This window comes from Hyphomicrobium sp. (assembly GCF_051860585.1).
Taxonomy (GTDB): Bacteria; Pseudomonadota; Alphaproteobacteria; order Rhizobiales; family Hyphomicrobiaceae; genus Hyphomicrobium_C.
The window spans coordinates 28,774-50,959 of sequence record NZ_JBHYDS010000009.1 but is presented as its reverse complement, the minus strand read 5'-3'; the positions used below and the strand labels follow the sequence as shown (position 1 = coordinate 50,959).

Annotated in this window: 21 protein-coding genes; 11 read left to right on the top strand and 10 right to left on the bottom strand. The window is 62.8% G+C overall.

Annotation, left to right across the window (positions count from 1 at the left end; translation table 11 throughout):
* Positions 1-50: 50 nt before the first annotated feature.
* Both ACTIFK_RS14640 and ACTIFK_RS14635 read right to left on the bottom strand, forming a co-directional pair.
* A complete protein-coding gene (locus tag ACTIFK_RS14640) occupies positions 51-269 on the bottom strand; it encodes a hypothetical protein (protein ID WP_439543823.1) in 219 nt (72 codons plus the stop codon).
* A 407-nt stretch (positions 270-676) separates the two neighbouring features.
* Positions 677-1,315 carry a ParB-like protein gene (locus tag ACTIFK_RS14635; RefSeq protein WP_439543822.1) on the bottom strand — a complete coding sequence of 213 codons (639 nt, stop codon included), beginning with the start codon at positions 1,313-1,315 and terminating at the stop codon, positions 677-679.
* Between the two features lie 435 nt (positions 1,316-1,750).
* Between ACTIFK_RS14635 and ACTIFK_RS14630 the strand changes: the two genes are divergently transcribed.
* From ACTIFK_RS14630 to ACTIFK_RS14610, 5 genes are all read left to right on the top strand, one after another.
* Positions 1,751-2,395, top strand: coding sequence for a TetR/AcrR family transcriptional regulator (locus ACTIFK_RS14630; RefSeq protein WP_439543821.1), 645 nt, complete (start codon positions 1,751-1,753; stop codon positions 2,393-2,395).
* Positions 2,396-2,661: 266 nt separating this feature from the next.
* A complete protein-coding gene (locus tag ACTIFK_RS14625) occupies positions 2,662-4,293 on the top strand; it encodes an APC family permease (RefSeq protein WP_439543820.1) in 1,632 nt (543 codons plus the stop codon).
* 88 nt (positions 4,294-4,381) lie between these two features.
* Positions 4,382-5,743 (top strand): type III glutamate--ammonia ligase, encoded by a 1,362-nt coding sequence (glnT, locus tag ACTIFK_RS14620; RefSeq protein ID WP_439543819.1) that lies wholly within the window; start codon positions 4,382-4,384, stop codon positions 5,741-5,743.
* A 158-nt stretch (positions 5,744-5,901) separates the two neighbouring features.
* A complete protein-coding gene (locus ACTIFK_RS14615; protein WP_439543818.1) occupies positions 5,902-6,675 on the top strand; it encodes a creatininase family protein in 774 nt (257 codons plus the stop codon).
* Between the two features lie 360 nt (positions 6,676-7,035).
* The gene (locus ACTIFK_RS14610) at positions 7,036-8,787 is read left to right on the top strand and encodes an OmpA family protein (RefSeq protein ID WP_439543817.1); all 1,752 of its coding nucleotides are present in this window, start codon (positions 7,036-7,038) and stop codon (positions 8,785-8,787) included.
* A gap of 55 nt (positions 8,788-8,842) precedes the next feature.
* On the opposite strand, the gene ACTIFK_RS14605 is transcribed toward ACTIFK_RS14610, so the two are convergent.
* Complete coding sequence (locus tag ACTIFK_RS14605; protein ID WP_439543816.1) at positions 8,843-10,168, bottom strand: aspartate aminotransferase family protein; 1,326 nt, start codon at positions 10,166-10,168, stop codon at positions 8,843-8,845.
* Positions 10,161-11,183: a phosphotransferase enzyme family protein gene (locus tag ACTIFK_RS14600; protein ID WP_439543815.1), complete on the bottom strand. Its 1,023-nt coding sequence runs from the start codon at positions 11,181-11,183 to the stop codon at positions 10,161-10,163. The genes ACTIFK_RS14605 and ACTIFK_RS14600 overlap by 8 nt, the downstream gene beginning before the upstream one ends.
* A 230-nt stretch (positions 11,184-11,413) precedes the next feature.
* Between ACTIFK_RS14600 and ACTIFK_RS14595 the strand changes: the two genes are divergently transcribed.
* A complete protein-coding gene (locus ACTIFK_RS14595) occupies positions 11,414-11,710 on the top strand; it encodes a hypothetical protein (protein WP_439543814.1) in 297 nt (98 codons plus the stop codon).
* Positions 11,711-11,747: 37 nt separating this feature from the next.
* On the opposite strand, the gene ACTIFK_RS14590 is transcribed toward ACTIFK_RS14595, so the two are convergent.
* Complete coding sequence (locus ACTIFK_RS14590) at positions 11,748-13,220, bottom strand: methyl-accepting chemotaxis protein (RefSeq protein ID WP_439543813.1); 1,473 nt, start codon at positions 13,218-13,220, stop codon at positions 11,748-11,750.
* Between the two features lie 506 nt (positions 13,221-13,726).
* On the opposite strand from ACTIFK_RS14590, the gene ACTIFK_RS14585 reads away from it, so the two are divergent.
* The 3 genes from ACTIFK_RS14585 to ACTIFK_RS14575 all read left to right on the top strand — a co-directional run bounded on the left by ACTIFK_RS14585 (position 13,727) and on the right by ACTIFK_RS14575 (position 15,447).
* Positions 13,727-14,440, top strand: coding sequence for an N-acyl amino acid synthase FeeM domain-containing protein (locus ACTIFK_RS14585; RefSeq protein ID WP_439543812.1), 714 nt, complete (start codon positions 13,727-13,729; stop codon positions 14,438-14,440).
* A 213-nt stretch (positions 14,441-14,653) separates the two neighbouring features.
* The gene (locus tag ACTIFK_RS14580; RefSeq protein ID WP_439543811.1) at positions 14,654-14,923 is read left to right on the top strand and encodes a hypothetical protein; all 270 of its coding nucleotides are present in this window, start codon (positions 14,654-14,656) and stop codon (positions 14,921-14,923) included.
* A gap of 254 nt (positions 14,924-15,177) precedes the next feature.
* The gene (locus ACTIFK_RS14575; protein WP_439543810.1) at positions 15,178-15,447 is read left to right on the top strand and encodes a hypothetical protein; all 270 of its coding nucleotides are present in this window, start codon (positions 15,178-15,180) and stop codon (positions 15,445-15,447) included.
* A gap of 250 nt (positions 15,448-15,697) precedes the next feature.
* On the opposite strand, the gene ACTIFK_RS14570 is transcribed toward ACTIFK_RS14575, so the two are convergent.
* From ACTIFK_RS14570 to ACTIFK_RS14555, 4 genes are all read right to left on the bottom strand, one after another.
* Entirely contained in the window at positions 15,698-16,180 is a 483-nt protein-coding gene (locus ACTIFK_RS14570) for a cyclophilin-like family protein (RefSeq protein ID WP_439543809.1), read from the bottom strand.
* Positions 16,181-16,314: 134 nt separating this feature from the next.
* A complete protein-coding gene (locus ACTIFK_RS14565; protein ID WP_439543808.1) occupies positions 16,315-16,725 on the bottom strand; it encodes a cyclophilin-like family protein in 411 nt (136 codons plus the stop codon).
* 30 nt (positions 16,726-16,755) lie between these two features.
* Entirely contained in the window at positions 16,756-18,000 is a 1,245-nt protein-coding gene (locus ACTIFK_RS14560; RefSeq protein ID WP_439543807.1) for a beta-ketoacyl-[acyl-carrier-protein] synthase family protein, read from the bottom strand.
* A gap of 105 nt (positions 18,001-18,105) precedes the next feature.
* Entirely contained in the window at positions 18,106-18,372 is a 267-nt protein-coding gene (locus ACTIFK_RS14555; RefSeq protein ID WP_291147779.1) for an acyl carrier protein, read from the bottom strand.
* A 429-nt stretch (positions 18,373-18,801) separates the two neighbouring features.
* Between ACTIFK_RS14555 and ACTIFK_RS14550 the strand changes: the two genes are divergently transcribed.
* Both ACTIFK_RS14550 and ACTIFK_RS14545 read left to right on the top strand, forming a co-directional pair.
* Positions 18,802-20,517, top strand: a complete 1,716-nt coding sequence (locus ACTIFK_RS14550; protein WP_439543806.1) for a long-chain-fatty-acid--CoA ligase — start codon at positions 18,802-18,804, stop codon at positions 20,515-20,517.
* Between the two features lie 27 nt (positions 20,518-20,544).
* Positions 20,545-21,207, top strand: coding sequence for a GNAT family N-acetyltransferase (locus ACTIFK_RS14545; RefSeq protein ID WP_439543805.1), 663 nt, complete (start codon positions 20,545-20,547; stop codon positions 21,205-21,207).
* A gap of 21 nt (positions 21,208-21,228) precedes the next feature.
* On the opposite strand, the gene ACTIFK_RS14540 is transcribed toward ACTIFK_RS14545, so the two are convergent.
* The gene (locus ACTIFK_RS14540; RefSeq protein WP_439543804.1) at positions 21,229-22,068 is read right to left on the bottom strand and encodes an intradiol ring-cleavage dioxygenase; all 840 of its coding nucleotides are present in this window, start codon (positions 22,066-22,068) and stop codon (positions 21,229-21,231) included.
* Positions 22,069-22,186: the final 118 nt, after the last annotated feature.

Sequence of the window (22,186 nt, the reverse complement as noted above, 5' to 3'; positions counted from 1 at the left end):
TCGTTCCGACCGCGTGTCCATCGCAGAACGTTTCTGGATTGCCTGGGTCGCTAGGCGTCGGGTTCAAACCCTAGTCGTCGCAATGCCCGCTCTCCCAGTGCCCGATCGGTTCCGCCACTCTCGATGAGCCGGTCCAGCCGTCTCACGGTGCGCGAAAGATTGCGGTGCATCGTCTGCTGGAAAAAGAGGTTCGCGACATCCTTGTCGTCAAGCTCAAGAATCCCTTGAGCAGATGCTCGTGCTTCGTCGAGTTTGCTTTCAGACGCCATGACACCACCCAACACGCGAGATGCCGAACGTTACCACCGAGCTTATGGTGAGCACACTGCAGAAATGCGAGCTGTAGCGAATTGCCTCGCCCCATTCTCCGGGCGCGGTTGCACGAGGCGCATCGGCCCGGCAGAGCGCCGTACATAAGGCGGTCGTTCAACGTGAGCGCGCAAGACATGAGCGCGCAAGATTGTCGCAATTCTGTAATGAACGACCGCCGGCTGCCTGCGGCAATTGGACGGCGCGTCGCCGGACGAACTGTTACATCGATCTGGCAGTTGAACAGGTGAGCCGCCTCGAGCCCCACTGTCTAGGCGGCTCTCGTTTCCGCAAGACTTAGCCCCTGCCCTACCGGTAGGGGCTTTTTTTTGTGCGCCAGTCCGCGACGCCTGCCACGCCGGTCCTGTCAGAATGCCGCGCCGATGTGGCCAGGAAGGCCTTTCGCGTCAGGCGTGCGCGCGAGGCGCATCGCCCGTTCGTAAGCAAAATCGAAATCCCGGCGCACCATGGCCAATGGAATGTTGCTGCGGAAAAAGTTGGCCCACGCGAATTCGCAAAAAGGGATCTGCGTTTTCTGGAAGCCGCCGGCTTCGCGCACCTGCCAGGCGAGATCGCGGTAGCAGTCCGAACGAAGCTTGTCGATTGTCGTGGGAAGCCGCGTTGGGCAGATCCTGCGGCCGGCTTCGTCATAGGGATGCAACCAGCCGAGCATTTCCATGGATCGCATGAATCGACGCTTCGGGATGTCCGACAAATCGCCGATGACGCGGACGAACACCTCGTCGACTTCGCTCTGCCAGAGCGCGAGGCTCAGGTGATGATGGTCGATGATGTAAAATTCTTCGCCGGGCCCGAGCACGGCCGGAACGGGGCGCTGTTCCAAATATCGCCGCAGCTTTCTCCTGGTGTCTGCGCGCCGCTCGATCTTCCGGCGTTTGGCTTCGACGGCGCGCATGCCGACGGCCACTTGCGTCGGATGGAGATCGGCCAGAGACACGGCCTCGGACCACTCGAGACTGTCGATCGACTTGGAAACCAGGGTCACGCTTCTCTTGCTACTCACCGGTGTTTTTTTGACTGGTGTTACATCGCGGCGTCTGAGCGTCATTGAAGAGGCGGTCCTCGGCAGCGGCGTCGTCTTCATCTTCTGGTCAGGCTGGTTAATTTTGTGTTGCGCGGAGCGTCGCGCGAGCGCCGCCGGCCGGTCAGGCGTAGTGGCCCGCTAGAGCGGCGGCCGCATCAGGTGCGCGGCCGACCGGTCACATATTCAACCGGTCGCCGGTTCTCTTGCGGCTCTTTTCTCCCGACCCGGGTGAACGCGGCCCGCGGGCATCGGAAACCGTCGCGGCCTGTCGGGCCCGCGATCACCGGCGGCGCGACCGGCGCCCGCTTTCCTTTTGCCGGCAGTTGCGGCACAAACCGAGTCAAAGGACGGGCACGATCAGTGCCACGTCGATGATTTTCGGGACCGGGGACAGGAATGACGACCAAGACGGCGCCGAGAGGAGGCAAAACGAAAACCTCCGGCCATAAAGACAGCCCAGCGAGACGGCAGGAAATCCTGGCAGCGGCCTTGAAGCTGTTTTCCGAGCGCGACTATTCGGCGATCACCATCAAGGACATCGCGCAACTTGCCAATGTGAATACGTCGCTCCTTTACTACTATTTCGCCGACAAGGAGGCGCTGTTCCGCGCCTCTCTCGAAGAAGCCGTTGGCGCCGCCATGCGCAACTACGCCGAGATCGCCAGCAAGCATTCCGAGCCCGTCGATCTGATCAACGACTGGTTCCAGATGCACGTGGAATTGACGGCGGACATTCGTCGGCTCGTCAAGATCCTGATCGACTATTCGAGCTCCAATTCGCAGACGCGCGTGCTGGACGATGTGGTCAGCAAATTTTACGACGTCGAGATCGAGGTTCTCTCGAAGGCCATCCGGCGCGGACAGCGCGCGGGGTTGTTCAACGGCGTGGTGCCGCAAACGGCTGCACTCTTCGCCTCCATGCATCTGGACGGGGTGATGGTCCGTTCCATCATTCAGCCGCAGCTCAACGTTCCGGCGGCAATCGCCGCGTTTCGTACCGCGTTCTGGGCGTACGTCGGCTACGATCCGAAGAAGGCGTAGTGGCAATTCGAGGCGCGTCCCGGGTAGGCCAGCCGCGCCGCTCTCATGTCCGATAGCCGGACCGGAACGGCTGTTTCGCGCGACCCGTTTTCGTTCCCCTCCTCGCTCTCACGTGCGTCAGAGACCACCGCGCTCGCGCGCGCCATCGGACGGGATTCCAAACTTGATTGACTGTTCAATCAATAGCTGGCAAGTTTGTCGCACTTTGGGATGAAACGAGATGGCGGGAAGAGCACCATAAGGAGTCGCCCGCCGGGGGAGGAACGATGACGGACACGACGTTACCGCAAGTACCCGCATACACTGCCGAGGGCGAGAAATCGCACTCGTTGGTTCGCACGCTAGATTGGACACACGCGTTTTGGTTTGCTGCCGGTACGCCGGCCCTGGTGCTGTTTTCCGTCGGCGCGATCGCGGCCACGGTCGGCAATATTTCTCCGCTTGTCTGGACGATCTCGATCATCTTCGGCTTCCTGCAAGCCTTCACCTATGCCGAGATCTCTTCGATGTACCCGCACAAATCGGGTGGTGCGTCCGTCTACGGCGCGCTTGCCTGGGTGCGATACGGCAAGATGCTCGGCCCCATCTCCGTGTGGTCGAATTGGTTCTCATGGACGCCGGTGCTCGCCATCGGCACGGGGCTGGGCGCAGGCTACATCCTCAATCTCTTCTTTCCGCCGGACCACCCAGTTCAGACATGGCAGATCACCCTGCTCTCGCTGGACTTCCTGAAATCCGGCCTCACGCTTCGCATCAACTCTGTCTTCGTTCTCGGCTGGATCCTCGTTCTCATCGTCTTCTCGGTCCAACATCGCGGTGTCCTCAAGGCTGCGAACCTCCAGAAAATTCTCGCCATCACCGCGCTGGCGCCGTTGATCATCGTCGGTCTCACGCCGATCCTCACCGGAAGCATCTCGACGGCGAGCTTCGAGCCGTTCGTTCCGCTGGCACGAGACGCTGCCGGAAACCCCATCGCGGGTGCCTGGAACATGGCAGGCTGGACGGTATTCGCCGGCGGTCTCTTCATTGCCGGCTGGTCGACCTACGCCTTCGAAACCGCGGTCTGCTACACGCGTGAGTTCAAAAATCCCGGCCGCGACACGCCGCGTTCGCTGATTGCCGCCGGGATTCTCTGCCTTGTCGTGTTCTCGCTCGTGCCGTTTGCCTTCCAAGGCGCGTTGGGTCTCGAGGGAATGCTCGATCCCGGCATCTACAGCGGCATGGGCGTCGCCGATGCCATGGCCGGCATCATCGGCGCGGGCCCGATCATCACAAAAATCCTTATCGTGATGCTTATCCTGGCGCTGTTGCTGACGGTCAGCATGTCGATGGCAGGCTCGGCCCGGACACTTTATCAGGGATCGATCGACGGCTGGCTTCCGCGCTACCTCGGACGCGTCAACAGCCATGGCGCACCCGTGGCGGCCATGTGGACCGACCTCGGCTTCAACATGCTGCTGCTCATGATGTCGGACTATGTGTTCCTGCTGGCGATCGCCAACGTGAACTACATGATCTTCAACTTCCTGAACCTGCAATCCGGCTGGCTGCATCGTATCGATCGTCCCGAGATGCCACGTCCCTACCGGGCTCCGACCATCATTCTCGCAACCGGTGCGGTACTCGGTTTCGTGAACCTGCTGCTGCTCGGCATGGGCGCCAACATCTGGGGTCCGGGAACGCTCGCAGCCGGCTTCGCGGTCGCCGTGATGATCATCCCGGTGTTTGCTTACCGGCACTACATAACCGACGGCGGGAAATTCCCGGCGCAGACGTTCGAAGACTTCGCCGGAGTGGATCAAAGCGAGGTCAAGACCCGCGCCGGCATCCTGCCCTATCTGACGCTCGCCGTCGGGGCCGGCGTCATCGCACTCGGCTACTCGCTCTCACAATACTGAAGCCGATCATCACTTCCTTCGAGGGAGAGGCGCACCTGCGTCTCTCCCCTGGGGGACCTGCATCCAAAATCACTTCAACGAGGACGTTATGACAACAGTGACAGACAGCTCCATCGCAACCTTGCAAAAGAAACTGGAAGAAGCCGGCGTCAAGTTCATGCTGCCGAGCTACGTCGACATGCACGGCGTGCTGAAAACCAAGGTCGTGCCGCTCGCTCACCTGCAGGACATGATCGACGGATCGGAGCTGTGCACGGGCGCCGCATTGGACGGCGTACCGCAGGACGTCAGCGACGAGGAAGTGTCGTCGCATCCCGACATCCGGAGCGCAACCGTGCTGCCCTGGGCCAACGATGTGGCCTGGTTCGCGAGCGATCTCTGGTGCGGCGGCAAGCCGTTCGAGCCCTGCAGCCGCAATATTCTGCAGCGGCAGTTGGCGATCGCCGACGAGATGGGATACGGCGTCAACCTCGGCATCGAAGCAGAGTTCTTCGTTCTCAAGGACGACGAGAAGGTCGGTTTCAAGCCGCTTTCGGACCGGCATCACCTCGCCAAGCCGGCGTACGACGTGTCCCGCTTCCTGGACAACCGGGGCTGGCTGTTCGAACTCGTCAACGCCATGAACGACATGGGGTGGGATGTCTATTCGCTGGACCACGAAGACGGCATCGGCCAGTTCGAGATCGATTTCCGCCATGCCGACGCACTGACGATGGCGGACCGGTTCGCCTTCTTCCGCTTCATGGCGCATGAGATCGCCAGGAAGCACGGCGGTTTCGCGACGTTCATGCCGAAGCCCTATGCGGATCGCGCCGGCAGCGGCGCTCATTTCAACATGTCTCTGACGGACAAGGCATCGGGCAAGAACCTGTTCGTGTCCAAGGACGATCCGCGCGGCTGCAAGCTCGGCGAGTTGGGCTACCACTTCATCGCCGGCATCCTGAAGCACCTTCCCGCCATCAGCGCGGTGGTTGCGCCGACGGTGAACAGCTACAAGCGGCTCGTGCTCAAGGGCAGCATGTCCGGTTTCACCTGGGCGCCCGTGTTCCTCTGCTACGGCAACAACAACAGAACCAACACGGTGCGCGTGCCCAAGAGCGGCGGGCGTGTGGAGTTGCGCGTCGCCGACAGCGCGTGCAATCCCTATCTCGGCGCCGCATTGACGATCGCGGCGGGCCTCGAAGGCGTGCGCGACCGCCTCGATCCGGGCGAGCCGCACAAGGACAACATGTATCTCAAGACACCCGAGGAGCTGGCCGCGCTCGGCGTGTCTCAGCTTCCCGGAACCCTTGAAGAAGCGCTCGACGCTTTCGAAGCGAACCCGCTCTGCAAGCAAGTGTTCGGCGACGCAATGTTCAAGTCGTGGCTCGAGTTCAAGCGCGACGAGTGGCACTCGTACAAGAACCATGTGTCCGAGTGGGAAGTGCAGCGCTACCTCAAGTTCTACTAAGGCGGGCATGGAGACGCGGTTGGCTCCCCAGTTTTCTGCGTTTCCATTTTTTTGTGCCGCCGGAGTGCGCAGGAGCCTTTCATTTGGCTCCTGCGCGCTTGCGATCCGACCGGCAGGACTTCGCCGGTCGTCACGTACCATGAGAGGACAAGTTTCCCATGATCTGGGCCGAGCGCACTTGGACTGAAATTCCCGCCGATCTCGAGGCCGCGAAGTACACGGCGCTGCTTCCCATCGGCGCGACCGAGCAGCACGGGCCCCATCTCGCGACCGGCATGGATACGGCGCTGGCCGATCCGCTGTGCCGGCGGGCGTCCGAGCGGACGGGCGCGCTCATGCTGCCGACGATCCCCTACGGCTGCTCGCTCGGCCATAGCCGGAGATGGCCGGGCACCATCGCGTTGCAGCCGATCACGCTCATTACCCTCATCAAGGACATCGGCGACTGGGCCTATGCGAGCGGCGTGCGGCGCCTCTTGATCGTCAACAGCCACGTCACGAATGCCGCGCCGCTCCGATGCGCACTCGAAATGCTGCGCGCCGAGCATGACGACCTGATGGTCGCGATCGTCAATTCCGCCCACATCAGCGACCGCGTACGCGCTGCGCATTTCACGGATGGCGATGACTGGCATGCGAACCGCGCCGAAACGGCGCTCATGATGGCGGTGGCTCCCGAAATCGTGCGCGAGGATCTCGTCGCGTCATCGGACGATCCCGATCGCACCGGCGGGCTCGTGTTCTCGCATCCGGTCAACCGGACGAGCCTCAACGGCGTGACCGGCGCGCCCAGTCTCGCGACCGGGGCCGAAGGCGAAGAGCTGTTCGCTTGGATGGTGGACGATCTGGTTCGCCTGATCGAACGCGCCATGGTCGAGCAGCCCCCGCTTCCGCACTCGTATGACAGCGATGCCTCCAACGAAGCGGGTTGATTGATGTCTGCTGACAGCACGACCGGCTGCTCTTCTTAGCTCATCGTTTTCCTAGCTCGTCGCGCGGAACCTTTTCCGCTCAGTCCGACGCGACTTACTACGTCAGCTCAGAAACGACTGACTTCCACGCCTCCAAGCTGATCGGTTCGCGTGTTTACGCGACGTTGTCAGCCTGGCCGCGCTGTGCAGGCTGCTGTGATCAGCGTCTGCGGGTTCCCGGGTATTGGCAAACGCCCGCGGTTCCTCCCGCGGGCGTTTTGATGCACCTGGGGCCAGCGCATTTCGTCCGGAGCCAATCGGGTCGTCGCGCGTTGAGTTGAACGGGCCATCATTCCCTGACGCGTTATCCGGAGACCGATCGTGAAACAATTTTCCACGTTGCCTATACTGACGCTCGCCGCCGCCATGCTGAGCGCGACGTCTGTACACGCTTTGGAGCGCGCGGCCCCGCAGCGGATGGCACAAGCCGGCCCGGACGATGCCGGCCCTCGCGAGAAGGACACTGGCGCGCCTGATGAAGCGGCACCCGATAGCGCAGGCGATCAAGGCGGCAAGGATGCAGGTCAACGTCCCGCTCGAAAGAATGCTGGCGAGGGTGGAGAGCGTCCGCGCGGTCAGCGCGAGAGGCCGGACGGCGATGCCGGACCGCGGCAACGCGCGCCGCGCGACGATGGCGCACCTGCCGAGCGCAAAGACGAAGTGCCTGCTCGTGAAAAAGAACCCGCGCCGAATGGCGACAACGAAGGGCCGCCGCCTGTAGAAGCGCCCGAACCGGCCAAGAAAGCTCCACCTGCGGACGAACCGCCGGCGCTTGAGAAGAAGGCCCCAGAACCTAAGGCCGAACCTAAGGCCGAGCCGAAGGACGTTCCCAACATTGAACCCAAAGCCGTTCCGAAGGCTGAGCCGAAGGACGTGCCAAAGGCCGAGCCGAAGGCGGCGCCCAAGGATCTCCCAACCCCCAAGGCGGATCGCATTCCCCCTAAGAACGCCGAACCGGCTCCTGCTCCTGATGGAGCGCCCGACCTCAAGGAGCCTCCGGGGAAGGCTGAGCCTGTCCCTGCACCGAAGGAACCTAGTGCCGCTCCCAAAGAGCCGCGTGAGGGACGTAAAGGCCCCGACGGAAAGATGCCCGGCAAGAGTGATGGACCATCGAAAGGCGCAAGGCCTGGAGAAAACCGGCCGTCGGGCGACGTTGCTCCGCCGGAGGCGAAGGACCTCAAAGAGATCAAGCAAGAGCGCAAGGAACGCACCGAGGACGACGGCAAACGCGTGATCATCGAAGAGCCCGACAAGCGCGTCATCGTCAAGGAGGGCAACAAGACCATCATTCGCTCTGACGAAACGGAACGCTTCCGGCGTCTCGGAGGCGACACGCGCCACGAAAAGCGCAACGGCCTCGACATCTCGATCAATATCCGCCCTGGCGGGATCGAGATCTTCACCGAGTCCGACGAGCGCGGACGCCCGCTCCGCCGTTACCGCCGCGATCGCGACGGCCGCGATGTCATCCTGTTCGACAACCGCGATTACTACCGGAAGCACCGCGATCCGTCGTTCGTGGATGCCATCGTCGACCTGCCGCCGCCGCGGATCGTAATCCCGCGGGACCATTACATCGTCGACTACGAGGAAGCGAGCGATGCCGACGTCTACGACGCCCTGTCGGCGCCGCCGATCGAAGCGCTCGACCGTGCGTACTCGCTCGAGGAAGTCCGGCGCTCGCCGACGTTGCGTGACCGCATGCGGCGCATCGATCTTGACGTCATCAATTTCGAGTTCGGCGCCTGGGAAGTCGCATCCGACCAGTATTCGGCGCTGGAGCGCGTCGCGAGCGCTATCCAACGCGTGATCCAACGGAACGCCAACGAGATGTTCCTGATCGAAGGGCATACGGACGCCGTCGGCTCCGATGAGGACAATCTCAGCCTGTCGGACCGGCGCGCGGAAAGCGTGGCGATCATTCTCACCGAGGAGTTCGGCATTCCGCCTGAGAACATCACCACACAGGGCTACGGCGAGCAGTATCTCAAGATCGATACGCCAAGCGCCGAGCGACAGAACCGCCGTGTCGCTGTTCGCCGGATCACGCCGCTGTTGTCGCGCGGGAACTAGACCTGAGAGACGTGGCGAGCGGCTTGCCTGCTCGAAAATTGCGGGCCGGCGCGTGTCATGCGCTGGCCCGTAACGTTTCCGACACGCGGTCGGCGAAAAGATCGGCTTCGTCGGCCGTCGACGTCAGCGGCGGGCGGACCTTCAGCGTGTTGCCCATGCGTCCCGCCGCTCCGATCAAGACGCCTCTGGTCTTGAGGCCGTTGATGACGTTCGACGCCAGGTCCGCGCGGCACAGCTCGATGCCGATGAAGAGCCCCGCGCCGCGCACGGCAACGATGCGCTCGTCCTGCGCCGCAAGATCGCGGATGCGATCCCGGATGTGAGCGCCCTGCTTGCGCGCATTCTCCTGAAGCTGCTCGGTTTCGATGACGTCCAGGACGGCCTGCCCTGCGGCGGCCGCGACAGGGTTGCCGCCGAAAGTGTTGAAATAACCCGTGTCCTCGCAGAACCGTTCGAGCAGGTCCGGCCGCGTGGCGAGCCCCGCCATGGGGAAGCCGTTGCCCATGGGCTTGCCCATCGTCACGATGTCGGGCGTGACGCCGTGGCGGGCGAAGCCCCAGAACGCATCGCCCGTGCGGGCAAACCCCGGCTGCACTTCATCAGCGATGTAGAGACCGCCCGCTGCGTGCACTTGCGCGATGGCTCTTTGCAGAAACCCCGGCGGGCCGGCGTAGATGCCATCGCTTGAAAAAATGGAATCGCAGACGAAGGCCGCGAGGGTGTGCCCTCGCCGCTCGAGTTCCTCGATGGCCTGCGTCATGGAGGCGGCGAACGCGTCCGAGATCGATCCGCCGGGTTCTGCCGCAGCGGGCGCCGGGACGGCAACCACATGGTTTGCGAGGTCGCGCCGTTTCATGGCCGAGGGGGAAATGGCGGAGATGATCGCTGTGTTGCCGTGGTAGGCATTTTCCGTAACGATGATGCCCGCGCCGCCGGATGCCGCTTCGGCAATCCTCACCGCAAGGTCGTTCGCCTCACTGCCGCTGCAGGTGAGCACGACGTTCGAAAGCGCGGGCGGAAATTTCGCCTTCAACGCCTCCAGGTAGTCGTCGACGACGCGGTTTAGATAACGCGTGTTGATGTTGAGGCGCGCGATCTGATCGCTCACGGCCGCGACAACGCGCGGGTGGGCGTGCCCGACAGACTGGACGTTGTTGTAGAAGTCCAAATAACGCTGCCCATCCGCCGCCGTCAGCCAGGAGCCGCGGGCGGAGACGATCTCGATGGGCTCGCGATAGAACAGCACGCTCGCGGCGCCGGCATTCGCGAGACGCCGCTCGAGAAGCGGATTTACGTTCGAGGTTCGCGCGCGGGCGTCGAACGCGTTCATCTCCAGGATCTGACGCGCCGCAGCGGCTCCGGTGTGTTTTTCGTCACTCATGCTGGCCGGCCAGACTGCACTCGGTCCGTGCGAGATAGGCGTCCGCGAGCTGGACCGTGACGTCGGTGAACGGCGCGCCGAGCGCCTGCGCGGTCGGTGTCTCGGCATGGCTCGCGATCCACGCGGTGAGCAGGATGCGTCGCAGCATGATGAACGTCGGCAGAAACGCGACATCCTCGTCCGCAAGCGGCGACACCGTGCGATAGCCTTCGACCCAGGCGTCCTGCAGCGCGGGGACGACAGGGTCATCCTCGAAGAAGCTCACGGCCGCCGCGAAATCATAGATGAACCAGCTGAACCCGCAGTCATCGAAATCGATGACGCCCAGGCGGTCTTGATCGACGAGCAGATTGGCGAGTCGCAGATCTGCATGAACCAGGCCGAAGCGCTCAGGACCCTCGCCGTAGTGGGCAAGTCTCTCGCTCAGCACGCGGCATGTCCGATCGAGAACGGCCCGGCCTTCGGCGGTCAGGCCGAGGGCGTCGCGCCAATCGCCCCAGAGCGGGCGAGATCCGAGCATCGTTTCGTAGGTCCAGACTTTCCGGCGGAAAGCGGCCGGGCGCTGCCAGCGGCGCGCATGGCCGTGCAGGCGCGCGCTGATCGCACCGAGCTCCTGAAATGCGGAGACGATGCCGCCGGCCTGCGGTGTCGGCTCCGATCCGCTCATGAATTCGAACGCGACGACGTGGCGTTCGGCACCCGCGGCTCTCATGGTGGCGATGCCGTTCCCGTTCTTGCACGGCAAGGGCATCGGCGTTGCAACGACGCCGTCGCGCCGGAGCGCGTCGATCCAGGCGAGCTCGGATGCGATTTCATCGCGGTCGTGATAGCCCGGCCGATGCACGCGCAGGATGACCGGATGCCCGGTGTCCGGATCGACCGCCTTGAAGGTGGCATTTTCGGACAGGTTCAACGTCGTGACGCTGCAGTGCGGGGCAAGCCCCCACTCGTGCGTGATCTCTCCGAGGCCTTGCCGGAGCTGTTCCACAAACGCGTCGTCGTAGAGTCCCGCCATCCCTCGCGCCCTTGTTGCCTCGCCGCACTTTGCATCCCGTGGCATGGGCCTGGCTACTAAGTTCGACGGCGCCTCCAAGCCGTTCGAGAGTTGGCGACGCGCCTCGCGAGCAACAGCATCGGAAAAATGCACCTCTGCCGCATATTTGGTGTGGATCTCCGGGCGGCGGCGCGTTGGCGCGCATCTAATTGCAGATACTCTCGTATCGTCATCATTGCGCGGAGGCAGGCATGCTCGATACGCATCTGGCTGACGACACGACACTGCGGTGCGAGGCGCTATTCGATCGCGTCGCCGCCACGCCGCTCGGGCAAAACCCGCATGCGCTCAAGGTGGCGCTCGCGGAATGCGATGCGCTCGAGCACGCGATCTCAAGCCCATCCATGATCTGCAAATTGCGGGACTTGCGCCACTGGTTGCGCCTGGCCTACGGCCACACGCTGCATGGCTATCCCGAGGACGCGCTGCGCAACATCCTGCTCGACGCCATTACCGGGTTCGGTGGTGCGGTTCGAGACGGACGTTGAGGGCTAGCTCCGTTCGCGCCGACACCGTTCGCGCTCGCTAGGCGACGAGCGCCTTCGATGCCTCGACCACGGTGCGGGCGGCAATGCTGGCCGCTTCGGTGGCGCCCGCGATCCTGCTCATGTTGTCGGTGATCGCCTGCACGCCGTGGGACGCCGTCAGCATGTTGGACGATATTTCCTGCGTGACAGCGCCCTGTTCCTCGATGGCGGCGGCGATGCCGGTCGCGATGTCGTTGATCGAATTGATGACGGTCGTGATTTCCTGGATCGCGGACACCGCGTCGGCGGTGCCGGCCTGGACGGTTCCGATCTGAGACGCGATCTCGGCCGTCGCTTTGGCGGTCTGGCTGGCGAGCGTCTTCACTTCGGACGCGACGACGGCAAATCCTTTGCCGGCTTCGCCCGCGCGCGCCGCTTCGATGGTGGCATTGAGGGCGAGGAGGTTAGTTTGCGAGGCGATCGTGTTGATCAAGCTCACGACCTGCCCGATGCGATCGGCCGATACCGCCAGACCGCTCACGATCTCGTTCGTCTTTTTGCCGAGCGATACGGCCTGACTGGTGATGTGCGAGGCCTGATCGACGCGGCGCCCAATCTCGCGCACGGACGATACCAGCTCCTCGGCCGCGGATGCGACCGCCTGGACGTTGCTCGACGTCGCCGATGACGCCGTGAACGCGCCTGAAACTTGCTGCGTGGTGTCAGCGATCGCCTGCGTGACTTTCCCGAGATCGACGTCGATGGTCCGCTTGAGGTTCGTCTTCAGATTTACCTGTGCGGTGATGTCGGTGCAGAACTTCACGACCTTGAACGGGCGGCCCGACGCGTCGAAGATCGGGTTGTAGGTTGCCTGCAGCCACAGCTCCTTACCGTTGCGAGCGACGCGTCTGTACTCACCCGATTGGAATTCGCCGCGCTTGAGCGCGTCCCAGAAGGCTGAATAAGCGGCCGTTCCCCGTTCGCCCTCGGAGACAAAAATGCGGTGGTGGCGCCCCACGATGTCTTCGAGCGCGTAGCCCACGGCACCCAGAAAATTCGCGTTGGCGTGCAGGATGGTGCCGTCGGGATTGAAATGGATCACGGCATTGGACTTGTTGATGGCTGCGACCTGCCCTTCGGAATCGGCCGCCTGCTGCTTGCGCGCCGTGATGTCCGAGCAAAATTTGACGATCTTGTAGGGCTTGCCACTGGAGTCGATCAGCGGGTTGTAGGTCGCCTGGATCCAGATCTCCTTGCCGCCCTTGCCGACGCGCATGAATTCGCCGGACTGGAATTCGCCGCGGTTCAGGTTTGCCCAGAACTTCGCGTAGTCGGGATGGGAGCGCTGGTCCGCCGGAACGAACATGCTGTGATGCTTGCCTTGAACTTCACCCAGGCTGTAGCCGACCGCTCCAAGGAAATTCGAATTGGCGGTCACAATCGTTCCGTCGAGATTGAACTCAATCACGGCCTGCGACTTGTCGAGAGCGTCGAGCTTCGACTGCAGCTCGTTCGTCTTCTGGCTGAACATGATCGCGCCTTCCTGTTGGAAAGTTTCCGAGGTGGGATGCGAGGGAGGAGGGGGAGACGAGGGAGATATTGATACGTCGACTGTCGTTGCACCCTGAGATTGCATGACAGAGTGCGCGATTCTGGCTAACGCCGAGTAAATATATGCGGCACCCGGACGATTACGTTTTGGTAAGACCCGGAAAACTCTGAACAATGATAGTTATCCTGCGGATGTGTTGATTCCGGAGTCGGTTTTGGCCGCCAACCATAAGATGCCTGCGCGTTGCTGCTCAACTCAACGGAACCGTGTGCACCGCACTGATTTGCCGATCAAAACTTCATGTTCTCTCTGGCAGATTTTCCCGCCCCCAGTGCCAATCAAACTTAAAAAATCGTTGTTCGTCAAAAGCGTGACATTCGGTCTCAACTTCAGGGGTTTGAGTGTTTAGGGAACTCAATTATCTCGTGGTGTGTTAAGAGCCCGACTGGACTTCCGACTGCGCTTCCAACCTCGAGATTTTTCCATTGAAAACTCAAGCTCTGCGTGACACCGCTCCGATGGAGGCGGCCCAAGCGGATGGTGTGGTCACCACCCAGTGGTATTCCGCGTTGGACAATCGCCGCGAAGCCTTCGCTCTTCGCCATCGCGGTTACGTCAACGCCAGCTTGATCGAAGCGTCACCTTTCGGAATTTACTCGGATGTCTACGATGAGCTGCCGACGACGGTCGTCGCTGGGCTTTTCCGGCGCGGCGCGTGCATCGCAACGCTTCGCCTGAGTTTCTATGCGCCCGGCACGCGGTCGGCCGCACTTCCGTGCGAGAACGTCTATCCTGAGGTTCAGGGCGTCAAGGACGCCGCCCAGGGTCTCGTCGTCGAACTGTCGCGGCTCTCGATCGATCCGGATATCAAGAACACCCGCTATCGCGCGCGCCTTTACGCGGCCGCGATCCGCGCCGGCGTGACGGCCTGCATCGCCATGGATGCGCGCCACCTGCTTGTCGCCACGCAGACCAAGTGGCAGTCGTTCTATCAGCACGTTATGGCGTTCAAGGCCCTCGGACCGCCCCAGTTTTATCCGCCTGGCGATGTTCCAGTGGTTCTGCTTGGCCGCGCCCTCGATGACGAACTGAAGCGCCGCCTCTCGCGCAACATGTTCTTCAAGATCGACGACGCCGAACTCGAAGAGCTCAAGACGCTGCTTCCGAGCCTGATCGCTCCGGCGAAGGTGGCGGTCTAGACTTTCAAAGCCTCGATTTTATGCGGCTTGCCAACCCGGACGCGCGTGGCGTCGCGTGCCGGGCTTCCCCTTTTTTTCGTTTTTTGTGAGCCGGTTCCGGGTGGAACAGCGTTCGGGCACGTTGAGAGCGAAAGTCCTCGCAACAACCCCGGCGCCCGAGCGGCGCGCTTCACGTCATGTCGAAGACGTGCCAGCGAAAGTGGAGAGAGCCAGATGACCAAGATCCGCACCATCCTCGCCAGCGCAGTCACCCTCAGCGTTCTCGTCATGTCCAGCCAGGCTGGCGCGGTCAGCCTCAGCGTCAAGCTCGCTTGCTCGTCCGACTATTACGCTCACTGCAGCCAGTTCACCCCCGACTCGCCCGGCGTCCGCAAGTGCATGCGCTCGGTCGGCCGCAACCTCTCGCAGGGCTGCATCGGCGCTCTCGTGGCCGCCGGTGAAGTCTCCAAGTCGACCATCCAGCGCAAGGTCGCTGCCAAGTAAGACTTTTCTCTACCGCCAATCGGCCGGGGCGGCTCTCCACGCTCCGGGTCATTCTGCAAGTTGTATCAGTCTCTTAGGAACACACTCCCGCTCTGGACCCGGCCTGCGCCGCCGCCGGCTGTCCCGCTCCCTCGAACTTTTTTGCGAGATTTCTTCGCGATGTCACGCCCGCGTTCCCCGAGGAACAGCGGCGGCAGCCGGCTGGAGGCATTCTCTGGTCATCGGACACACACTGGCGAAATGGAGAGAGCCAAATGACCAAGATCCAGAACATCCTCGCAGCGACCATCACCCTCGGCGCGCTCCTCGTTTCGAGCCAGGCCGGCGCCGTCAGCCTCGGCGTCAAGCTTGCCTGCGCAGCCGACTACCACGCCCATTGCAGCATGCATTCGCCCGACTCTCCCGGCGTCCGCAAGTGCATGCGCTCGGTCGGCCGCAACCTCTCGCAGGGCTGCATCGGCGCTCTCGTAGCTGCCGGTGAAGTCTCCAAGTCGACCGTCCAGAAGAAGGTCGCCGCCAAGTAAGACGGTTTTCTTGCCACCGACTAGCCTGGGCGGCTCTCCACGCTCCGGCTCACTTTTGAACGTTACATCAGTCTGTTAGCAAAGGAGTATCCGCCCGCCGCCCATCCGAGACCGCCGCCTGCCGGCGCCCCGCAGCCGTCCGAACAGTTTCACGGCCCGACCGATCGGGAATCCGAAAGCCGGTGCGCCTCTCCACGCACCGGCTTTTTCTGTCTGTCGATTCAGGCGTTAAGGCCGATGACGAACGGTCTCAGCCGTTGGCGTCGTCGATGGGACACGCGCCGGCGTGCAGCCGGTTGTGACGCCGCGCCCGATGCAGCGGGGGCGCAGGCGAATTGCCCTGCCATCCAGGCTCGGCCAGTTCGGCTTCCATGACGGTGATTTCTTCGCCCGCGTAGACGCCCTTGAGCTGGTCCACGTCATCGAGGGCAATGGCCCAAACGTTACATTTGCTCGTGAAGCGGATTTCGCCGCGCTTCGAAATTGGGGTCGCGCCAAAGCCGATGGTGATGGCGTCGCCGTCCGGCCAGAACGCGATTTCACCCTTGCTGACGACCGTGCGTGCATCCGGCTCGATATCTGGCGAGATGGATGTCCGAAAATAGACTTCGCGGCCCCAAGTCTGGACAGCGCCGTGCATCGGCAGCGAATCCCAGATGCGATCCGCAGTCGGCGTCGACAACAGCCGAGCCCGGATCGTCACGTTCCCTGCCTTGATGAGTATGTGCCGCATCAAAGCCTCCCAAGCCCTCGCCGTAACGGCTTATTATTGAACCCGTCTAAACGTCAACCGGGCCGTAGCCAATCCGGTTCCAAACGGGTTCCCGCTCAGCACGCCTGTATGCAGCGCCTGTTCCGCGGGATCGATTATGTCGTGGCCGTCAACTCTACCTTCTCACCTGGCGCGACGTCCTTCAAGAGGGTCACGTCATCGATCGCCTTCGCCCACACGTTGCAGGGACTCGGGAGGCGGATTTCGCCGGCGCGAGAGATGGGCGTGCGGCCGAACGGAATCAGCACGCGATCGTTCTCGGTCCAGAAATGAAGATCACCGATTTCAGCCAGAGCGCGCGCCGTGCGGTCGCGTCCGCTTTCGACCGGCGTCTCGAACTGGAGCGCCTGTCCCCACGTCTCTGCCGTGGAGCGGATCGGAAGCGCGGCCCAGATTCGATCGGCCGTCGCGGTCGCTAAGAGTTCGGCCCGAATGACCACGCGCCCCGCGCTGATACGCACGCGACGCGCAGCCGGAGCAGAGGCTTGTGTCGTCCTCGCCGTCATCCGGCTACGTTCCCGGGCATTAGATCAGTCTCAGGCGGGCGGCGGGCCAAAAATGACCACGGCGTTCAAGCCGCCGAAGGCGAACGAGTTCGACATCGTATAGTTGACCTTCATGCTCCGCCCGACGTTCGGGACGTAGTCGAGGTCGCACTCGGGATCGACTTCGTCGAGGCCGATGGTCGGCGGAACCCAGTTTTCCTGCATGGCCTTGATGCACGCGACGGCCTCGATGCCGCCGCCCGCGCCGAGCGGATGGCCGGTCATCGACTTGGTCGACGAGATCGCGAGCTTGGACGCCGCATTCTTGAAGACCTGCTTGATGGCCCTCGTCTCGTTGATGTCGTTATCCTTCGTGGCCGTGCCGTGCGCGTTCAGGTAATCGATTTCGGATGCCTCGATCCCGGCGTCGTCGAGCGCCATCTGCATGGCGTAGCTCGGGCCTTCAACCGTCGGCTTGACCATGTCCTGGCTGTCGGACGCCATGCCGTAACCGGCGAGCTCCGCCAGGATGGTCGCGCCGCGGCGCTTGGCATGCTCGTATTCCTCGAGGATGAGGATACCGGCGCCTTCGCCGAGCACGGTGCCGTTGCGCTTCTTGGCGAACGGGAAGCAGCCCTGCGCGGATAGCACGTGCAGCGCCTGCCAGGCTTTCATGGTGCCGTAGTTGATAACCGATTCCGATGCGCCGCAGATGGCGACGTCGACGAGATCGTTCTTGATGTAGTCGCGGGCGAGGCCGATGGCGTGCGTCGCGGTCGAGCAGGCCGAGCACGTCGCGAATGTCGGGCCCTTGATGCCGAACTCGATGCCGACGTGCGCGGAGGCCGACGAGCCGATGATGCGAAGGAGCGTCAACGGATTGGTGGCGCGCTTGTTGAGAATGAAGAGATCGCGGTAGGCGGTCTCGAAGGTCGTCAGGCCGCCGGCGCCGGAGCCGATGATGCAGGCCGCGCGGTAGGGGTTCTCAACCGGGAACTCGATGCCCGACTGGCGGACCGCTTCTTCGGCCGCCGCGGCGGCAAACCATGAATAGCGGTCGGCATGCACGATGATCTTGTCGCGCTTGAAGTTTTTGAGGCGAACCTTGGGATCGAAATCCTTGATCTGGGCCGCGATCAGAATCTTGAGGTCCTCGAGGGGAAATCCGCCGAGCTCGCTCACGCCGGACTTGCCAGCCTGCACGCTCTCCCAGAATTCACTCGTATTGAGACCGATCGGCGTAACCACGCCGACGCCTGTCACGACCACACGACGTGTGCCGTTGCCTTTTGCCATGGATCATCAATCCTAAGATCTGGGCGAGCCCAGCCACGTTCAAACACGGGCCACCTGCGCCGGCAGCCCGTGTGTGCGAATTTTCAAGGACCTTCGATCAGGCCATCACGCCTTCGCAGCAGCCGGGCCCGCGGCCATCAGGCCCTTAACCTTGTCGACAACCGAACCGACGGTCTTGAAGTCGCCGACGTCTTCGTTGGCGTTGTAGGGGATCTCGATACCAAAGGTATCTTCAATGTCGAACACAATCATCGCAAGGTCTAACGACTCGATCTTGAGATCCGTCAAAGCGGTCGTGAGCGAGATGTCGTCCCTCGGCTCTTTCATATGCTTCTTGAGGATTTCAATGATTTTGGTTGCGACTTCGTCCATCTCGCTCTCCACACCCTGCCAAACTTGACTTGCAGGGACCCCGTTTGTCTTTCACTTAAGTCTTGAAGCACTTAAGTAGAGCAGGGCTGCAATTGTCACAAGCTTGGGCGTCACATATCCTTAAACCGGCCTGAAGTCCAGCCGACGGGCTATATTGCACCGCGGCCGTCCGGCCAATCCACTCTCATCTCAGATCTTCAAACGCTGCGAAGTTCCACACGACACAGCCCTCACCTGTCCCCGGCTTTAGGGCGCGGACTAGGCGAAAGCCAAAAAAGTGTGTTCAATGGCCGATGCGGCGTTCTGCGTCACGGACAAACTACAACTAATGCTTGCCGGGTGGATAGTGAAGCCTCGGCCACGCTGCGCGACACGCAGACGCGGCCGAGCCGCTCATGTCCGCTCGCAAAAAACGCGGGGAGCACGAGGATGGCTGACGGGACGGCTCAAGACACCCCCCTTGCCGATTATGCGTGGATCAAGAGCTATCCCGCTGGGGTTGCTTGGGATTTGGAAACCGACGCCAAACCGCTCTATGCGCTCATCGACGAGGCCGCGGCGGTCAGCCCGAACAATCCGTGCACGACATTCCTCGGCCGGACGCTGACTTACGCCGACGTCGGAGAATCGGTGAACCGCGCGGCCGCCGGCTTGCAGCAAATCGGCGTCGTGAAGGGCACCAAGGTGGGGCTCTTTCTTCCGAATACGCCGACGTTCATCGTCTATTATTACGCGATCCTCAAAGCGGGCGGCGTGGTCGTCAATTTCAATCCTCTCTATACGCTCGATGAGCTGACCTTCCAGACCAAGGACAGCGAAACCGAGCTGATGGTCACGCTGGATCTGAAGCTGCTGTTCGACAAAGTCGAGAGCCTGATCGCGAGCAACACGCTCAAGGGCGCCGTCATCTGCTCGTTCACGTCGCTGCTGCCCGCGACGAAGGCAATCCCGTTCAAGCTCTTCAAGTCGAAGGAGTTGGCGCGGCCGGGCGCGTCACGTGTGCGCGACCGCCTCCGGCTCGAGGACGAGGTGTTGACCGACGCCAGCACGTTCGCGCCGGTTGCAATCGATGCCGAGGACATCGCCGTTATTCAGTATACGGGCGGCACCACCGGCACCCCCAAGGGGGCGATGCTGTCGCACGCGAACCTCTACCTCAATGTGGAGCAGATCGCGGCCTGGGCGCCGGAGCTTGTCTACGGCAAGGAAAAGTCTCTCGGGTGCCTGCCGTTCTTCCACGTCTTCGCCATGACGGTCATCATGAATCTCGGGGTCAAGTTCGCCGCCGAGCTGTTCTTGATGCCGCGCTTCGTGCTCAACGATGCGCTCGACCTGATCCACAGGAACAGGCTGACGGTGCTGGCCGGCGTGCCGACGCTGTTCAACGCGGTCCTGAACCACCCGCGCATTGCGAGCTACGATCTCAAGAGCCTCAAGTTCGTCCTGTCGGGCGGGGCGGCACTGCCGGTCGAGATCAAGCAAGGCTTCGATGCCGCCACGGGCTGCTGCGTGGTCGAGGGCTACGGCCTTTCGGAAGCGTCGCCTGTCGTGACCTGCAATCCACTCGATGGGTCGGCGCCGCGCGGGTCGATCGGGCTGCCGCTGCCGCGCACGATCCTGAGCCTGCGCGACCTCACCGATCCGACGCGCGAAGTACCCCGCGGCGAACGCGGCGAGCTTTGCATCGAGGGCCCGCAGGTGATGCGCGGCTACTGGAACAAGCCCGCCGAGACGGCCGCGCAGTTCGCCGGGCCCTGCCTGCGCACCGGCGACGTCGGCATCATGGACGAGAACGGCTTTTTCTTCATCGTCGACCGGATCAAGGACCTCATCATCTGCTCGGGCTACAACGTCTATCCGCGGCGGATCGAGGAGGCGCTCTACGAGCATGCGGCCGTCGAGGAAGCGGTCGTCATCGGCATCGCCGACAAGTATCGCGGCGAGGCGCCGAAGGCGTTCGTGAAGCTCAAGGCCGGCCAGGAGGCGACGCGCGCCGTGCTGATGGCGCACCTCGAGACGAAGATCTCGAAGCTGGAAATGCCCGTCGACATCGAGTTCCGCGACGCGTTGCCGAAGACCATCATCGGCAAGCTGTCGAAGAAGGAACTCAAGGCCGAAGAAGCGCAGAAGCCGCGAAAGGGCTAGTGCGCCGCGCATTGAATCAGGATCACGATGTCGGATCTCACGGATTGGACCGGCGCGCCGCGTCCTGAGCGCATGTCCATGGACGGGCGATACGCGCGCCTCGAACCCCTCGATGCCGAGCGACACGGCGGCGACCTCTTCGCGTCGTCGCAGGCGCCGGGGGCTGAGGACCGGTTTCGGTTTCTGTTCGACGAACCGCCCCGCGACCGGGCCGCGTTCGATGCGTGGCTCGCAAAGGCCGCAGCATCGGACGACCCTCTGTTTTTCGCGGTGATCGATGCCGGAACCGGGCGGACGGAAGGCCGCCAAACGCTCATGCGCATCGAGCCAAAGCACGGCGTCATCGAGATCGGCAACATCCTTTGGGGGCCGGGAATCGCGCGCACACGCGTCGCGACAGAGGCGCTATTTCTTTTCGCCCGTTACGTGTTCGAGGATCTCGGCTATCGCCGCTTCGAATGGAAGTGCGACGACCGCAACGAGCGCTCGAAGCGCGCCGCGCTCCGGTTCGGTTTCACATTCGAAGGCGTGTTTCGCCAGCACATGGTCACCAAGGGGCGCAATCGCGACACGGCCTGGTTTGCGATGCTCGACCAGGAGTGGCCGCGCCTCAAAGCGGGTTATGAGGCGTGGCTCGCTCCGGAGAACTTCGACACTGACGGCCAACAGCGGGCAAAGCTCGCGTTCTGACCGGGGTCGGTTGTTGTCAAATCAGCTATTGCCGCCGGGAACGATAGAGCCCGTACCGCGGGGCTCTGCCGGGCCACCTTCGGGGCCGCGCGGACCACGGGGCCCGCCGGGTGGCGGGCCGGGCGGACGGCCGAATCCCGCACGCTCGGGTCCGGCAGCGCGGTCCACACCGATCACCAGCGTCGCGACGTACGTGTCCGCCTCCTCGCGCAGGCTCACGAAGGAGATGTGGTCCTCGTCCGCGCGCGCGATAAAGTCCGTGCTGTTGAGCGTGTCGCGCTTCGCCGAGCGGGCGTTATAGGGCGCGATGTTGGCGAAGATGTACTCCGCCAGTGCATCGGGAAAATACATCTGCCCGGTCAGCATCGACTTCTCGTCGAGCAGAACCTTGAAATGGATATGCGTGGTGCGACCGCGATACCAGCCGGGGAAGATGGTCTTGAACGAGACTTCGCCCGTGCCGCTCGTCAACTGCGTGCCGCGCAGGAATTTCTCGCCTTTGGTCGAAATCCCCGGGTCGTCGCCCTGCCCGTCGTAGCCGGAGTACTGCCCTGTCGCGTCGCAGTGCCAAACATCGACGCGTGCGGCCGGGATCGGCTGACACGTGGCACCGTCCGTCACCTGGATATGGAGCTTGAGCGACACGCCCGGCCGGCCTTCGGTGATGTCTTCGCGGACGAGGTCGGGATCGAAATAGAAGGGGCCTTCGACCATGCGCGGCGTCATGCGGCAGACGTTCGCGAGTTGAGGGCTGGCGGGTGTTTCGACGGCCGTGGCCGTGCGTGCGCTGGCCAACGCGGCCGCGCCGCCCGCGAGCCCGGTCAAAGCTGCGCGGCGCGACAAGATCTTGTCTCGAGTCATGATCATCCCCTGTGTGCACCGATGACCGCCGCGGGCATCGGCCCGGGCGATCAGATGCAACAACGGAGCACGCGGGATAGATCCGGCGCTCACCGAGATTGCCTCGGTGACGCAGGGC

Coding starts and splice junctions, on each gene's coding strand:
- ACTIFK_RS14640 (WP_439543823.1), bottom strand. CDS start 269: ATGGCGTCTGAAAGCAAACTCGACGAAGCACGAGCATCTGCTCAAGGG.
- ACTIFK_RS14630 (WP_439543821.1), top strand. CDS start 1,751: ATGACGACCAAGACGGCGCCGAGAGGAGGCAAAACGAAAACCTCCGGC.
- ACTIFK_RS14625 (WP_439543820.1), top strand. CDS start 2,662: ATGACGGACACGACGTTACCGCAAGTACCCGCATACACTGCCGAGGGC.
- glnT (WP_439543819.1), top strand. CDS start 4,382: ATGACAACAGTGACAGACAGCTCCATCGCAACCTTGCAAAAGAAACTG.
- ACTIFK_RS14615 (WP_439543818.1), top strand. CDS start 5,902: ATGATCTGGGCCGAGCGCACTTGGACTGAAATTCCCGCCGATCTCGAG.
- ACTIFK_RS14605 (WP_439543816.1), bottom strand. CDS start 10,168: ATGAGTGACGAAAAACACACCGGAGCCGCTGCGGCGCGTCAGATCCTG.
- ACTIFK_RS14600 (WP_439543815.1), bottom strand. CDS start 11,183: ATGGCGGGACTCTACGACGACGCGTTTGTGGAACAGCTCCGGCAAGGC.
- ACTIFK_RS14595 (WP_439543814.1), top strand. CDS start 11,414: ATGCTCGATACGCATCTGGCTGACGACACGACACTGCGGTGCGAGGCG.
- ACTIFK_RS14590 (WP_439543813.1), bottom strand. CDS start 13,220: ATGTTCAGCCAGAAGACGAACGAGCTGCAGTCGAAGCTCGACGCTCTC.
- ACTIFK_RS14580 (WP_439543811.1), top strand. CDS start 14,654: ATGACCAAGATCCGCACCATCCTCGCCAGCGCAGTCACCCTCAGCGTT.
- ACTIFK_RS14575 (WP_439543810.1), top strand. CDS start 15,178: ATGACCAAGATCCAGAACATCCTCGCAGCGACCATCACCCTCGGCGCG.
- ACTIFK_RS14570 (WP_439543809.1), bottom strand. CDS start 16,180: ATGCGGCACATACTCATCAAGGCAGGGAACGTGACGATCCGGGCTCGG.
- ACTIFK_RS14565 (WP_439543808.1), bottom strand. CDS start 16,725: ATGACGGCGAGGACGACACAAGCCTCTGCTCCGGCTGCGCGTCGCGTG.
- ACTIFK_RS14560 (WP_439543807.1), bottom strand. CDS start 18,000: ATGGCAAAAGGCAACGGCACACGTCGTGTGGTCGTGACAGGCGTCGGC.
- ACTIFK_RS14555 (WP_291147779.1), bottom strand. CDS start 18,372: ATGGACGAAGTCGCAACCAAAATCATTGAAATCCTCAAGAAGCATATG.
- ACTIFK_RS14550 (WP_439543806.1), top strand. CDS start 18,802: ATGGCTGACGGGACGGCTCAAGACACCCCCCTTGCCGATTATGCGTGG.
- ACTIFK_RS14545 (WP_439543805.1), top strand. CDS start 20,545: ATGTCGGATCTCACGGATTGGACCGGCGCGCCGCGTCCTGAGCGCATG.
- ACTIFK_RS14540 (WP_439543804.1), bottom strand. CDS start 22,068: ATGACTCGAGACAAGATCTTGTCGCGCCGCGCAGCTTTGACCGGGCTC.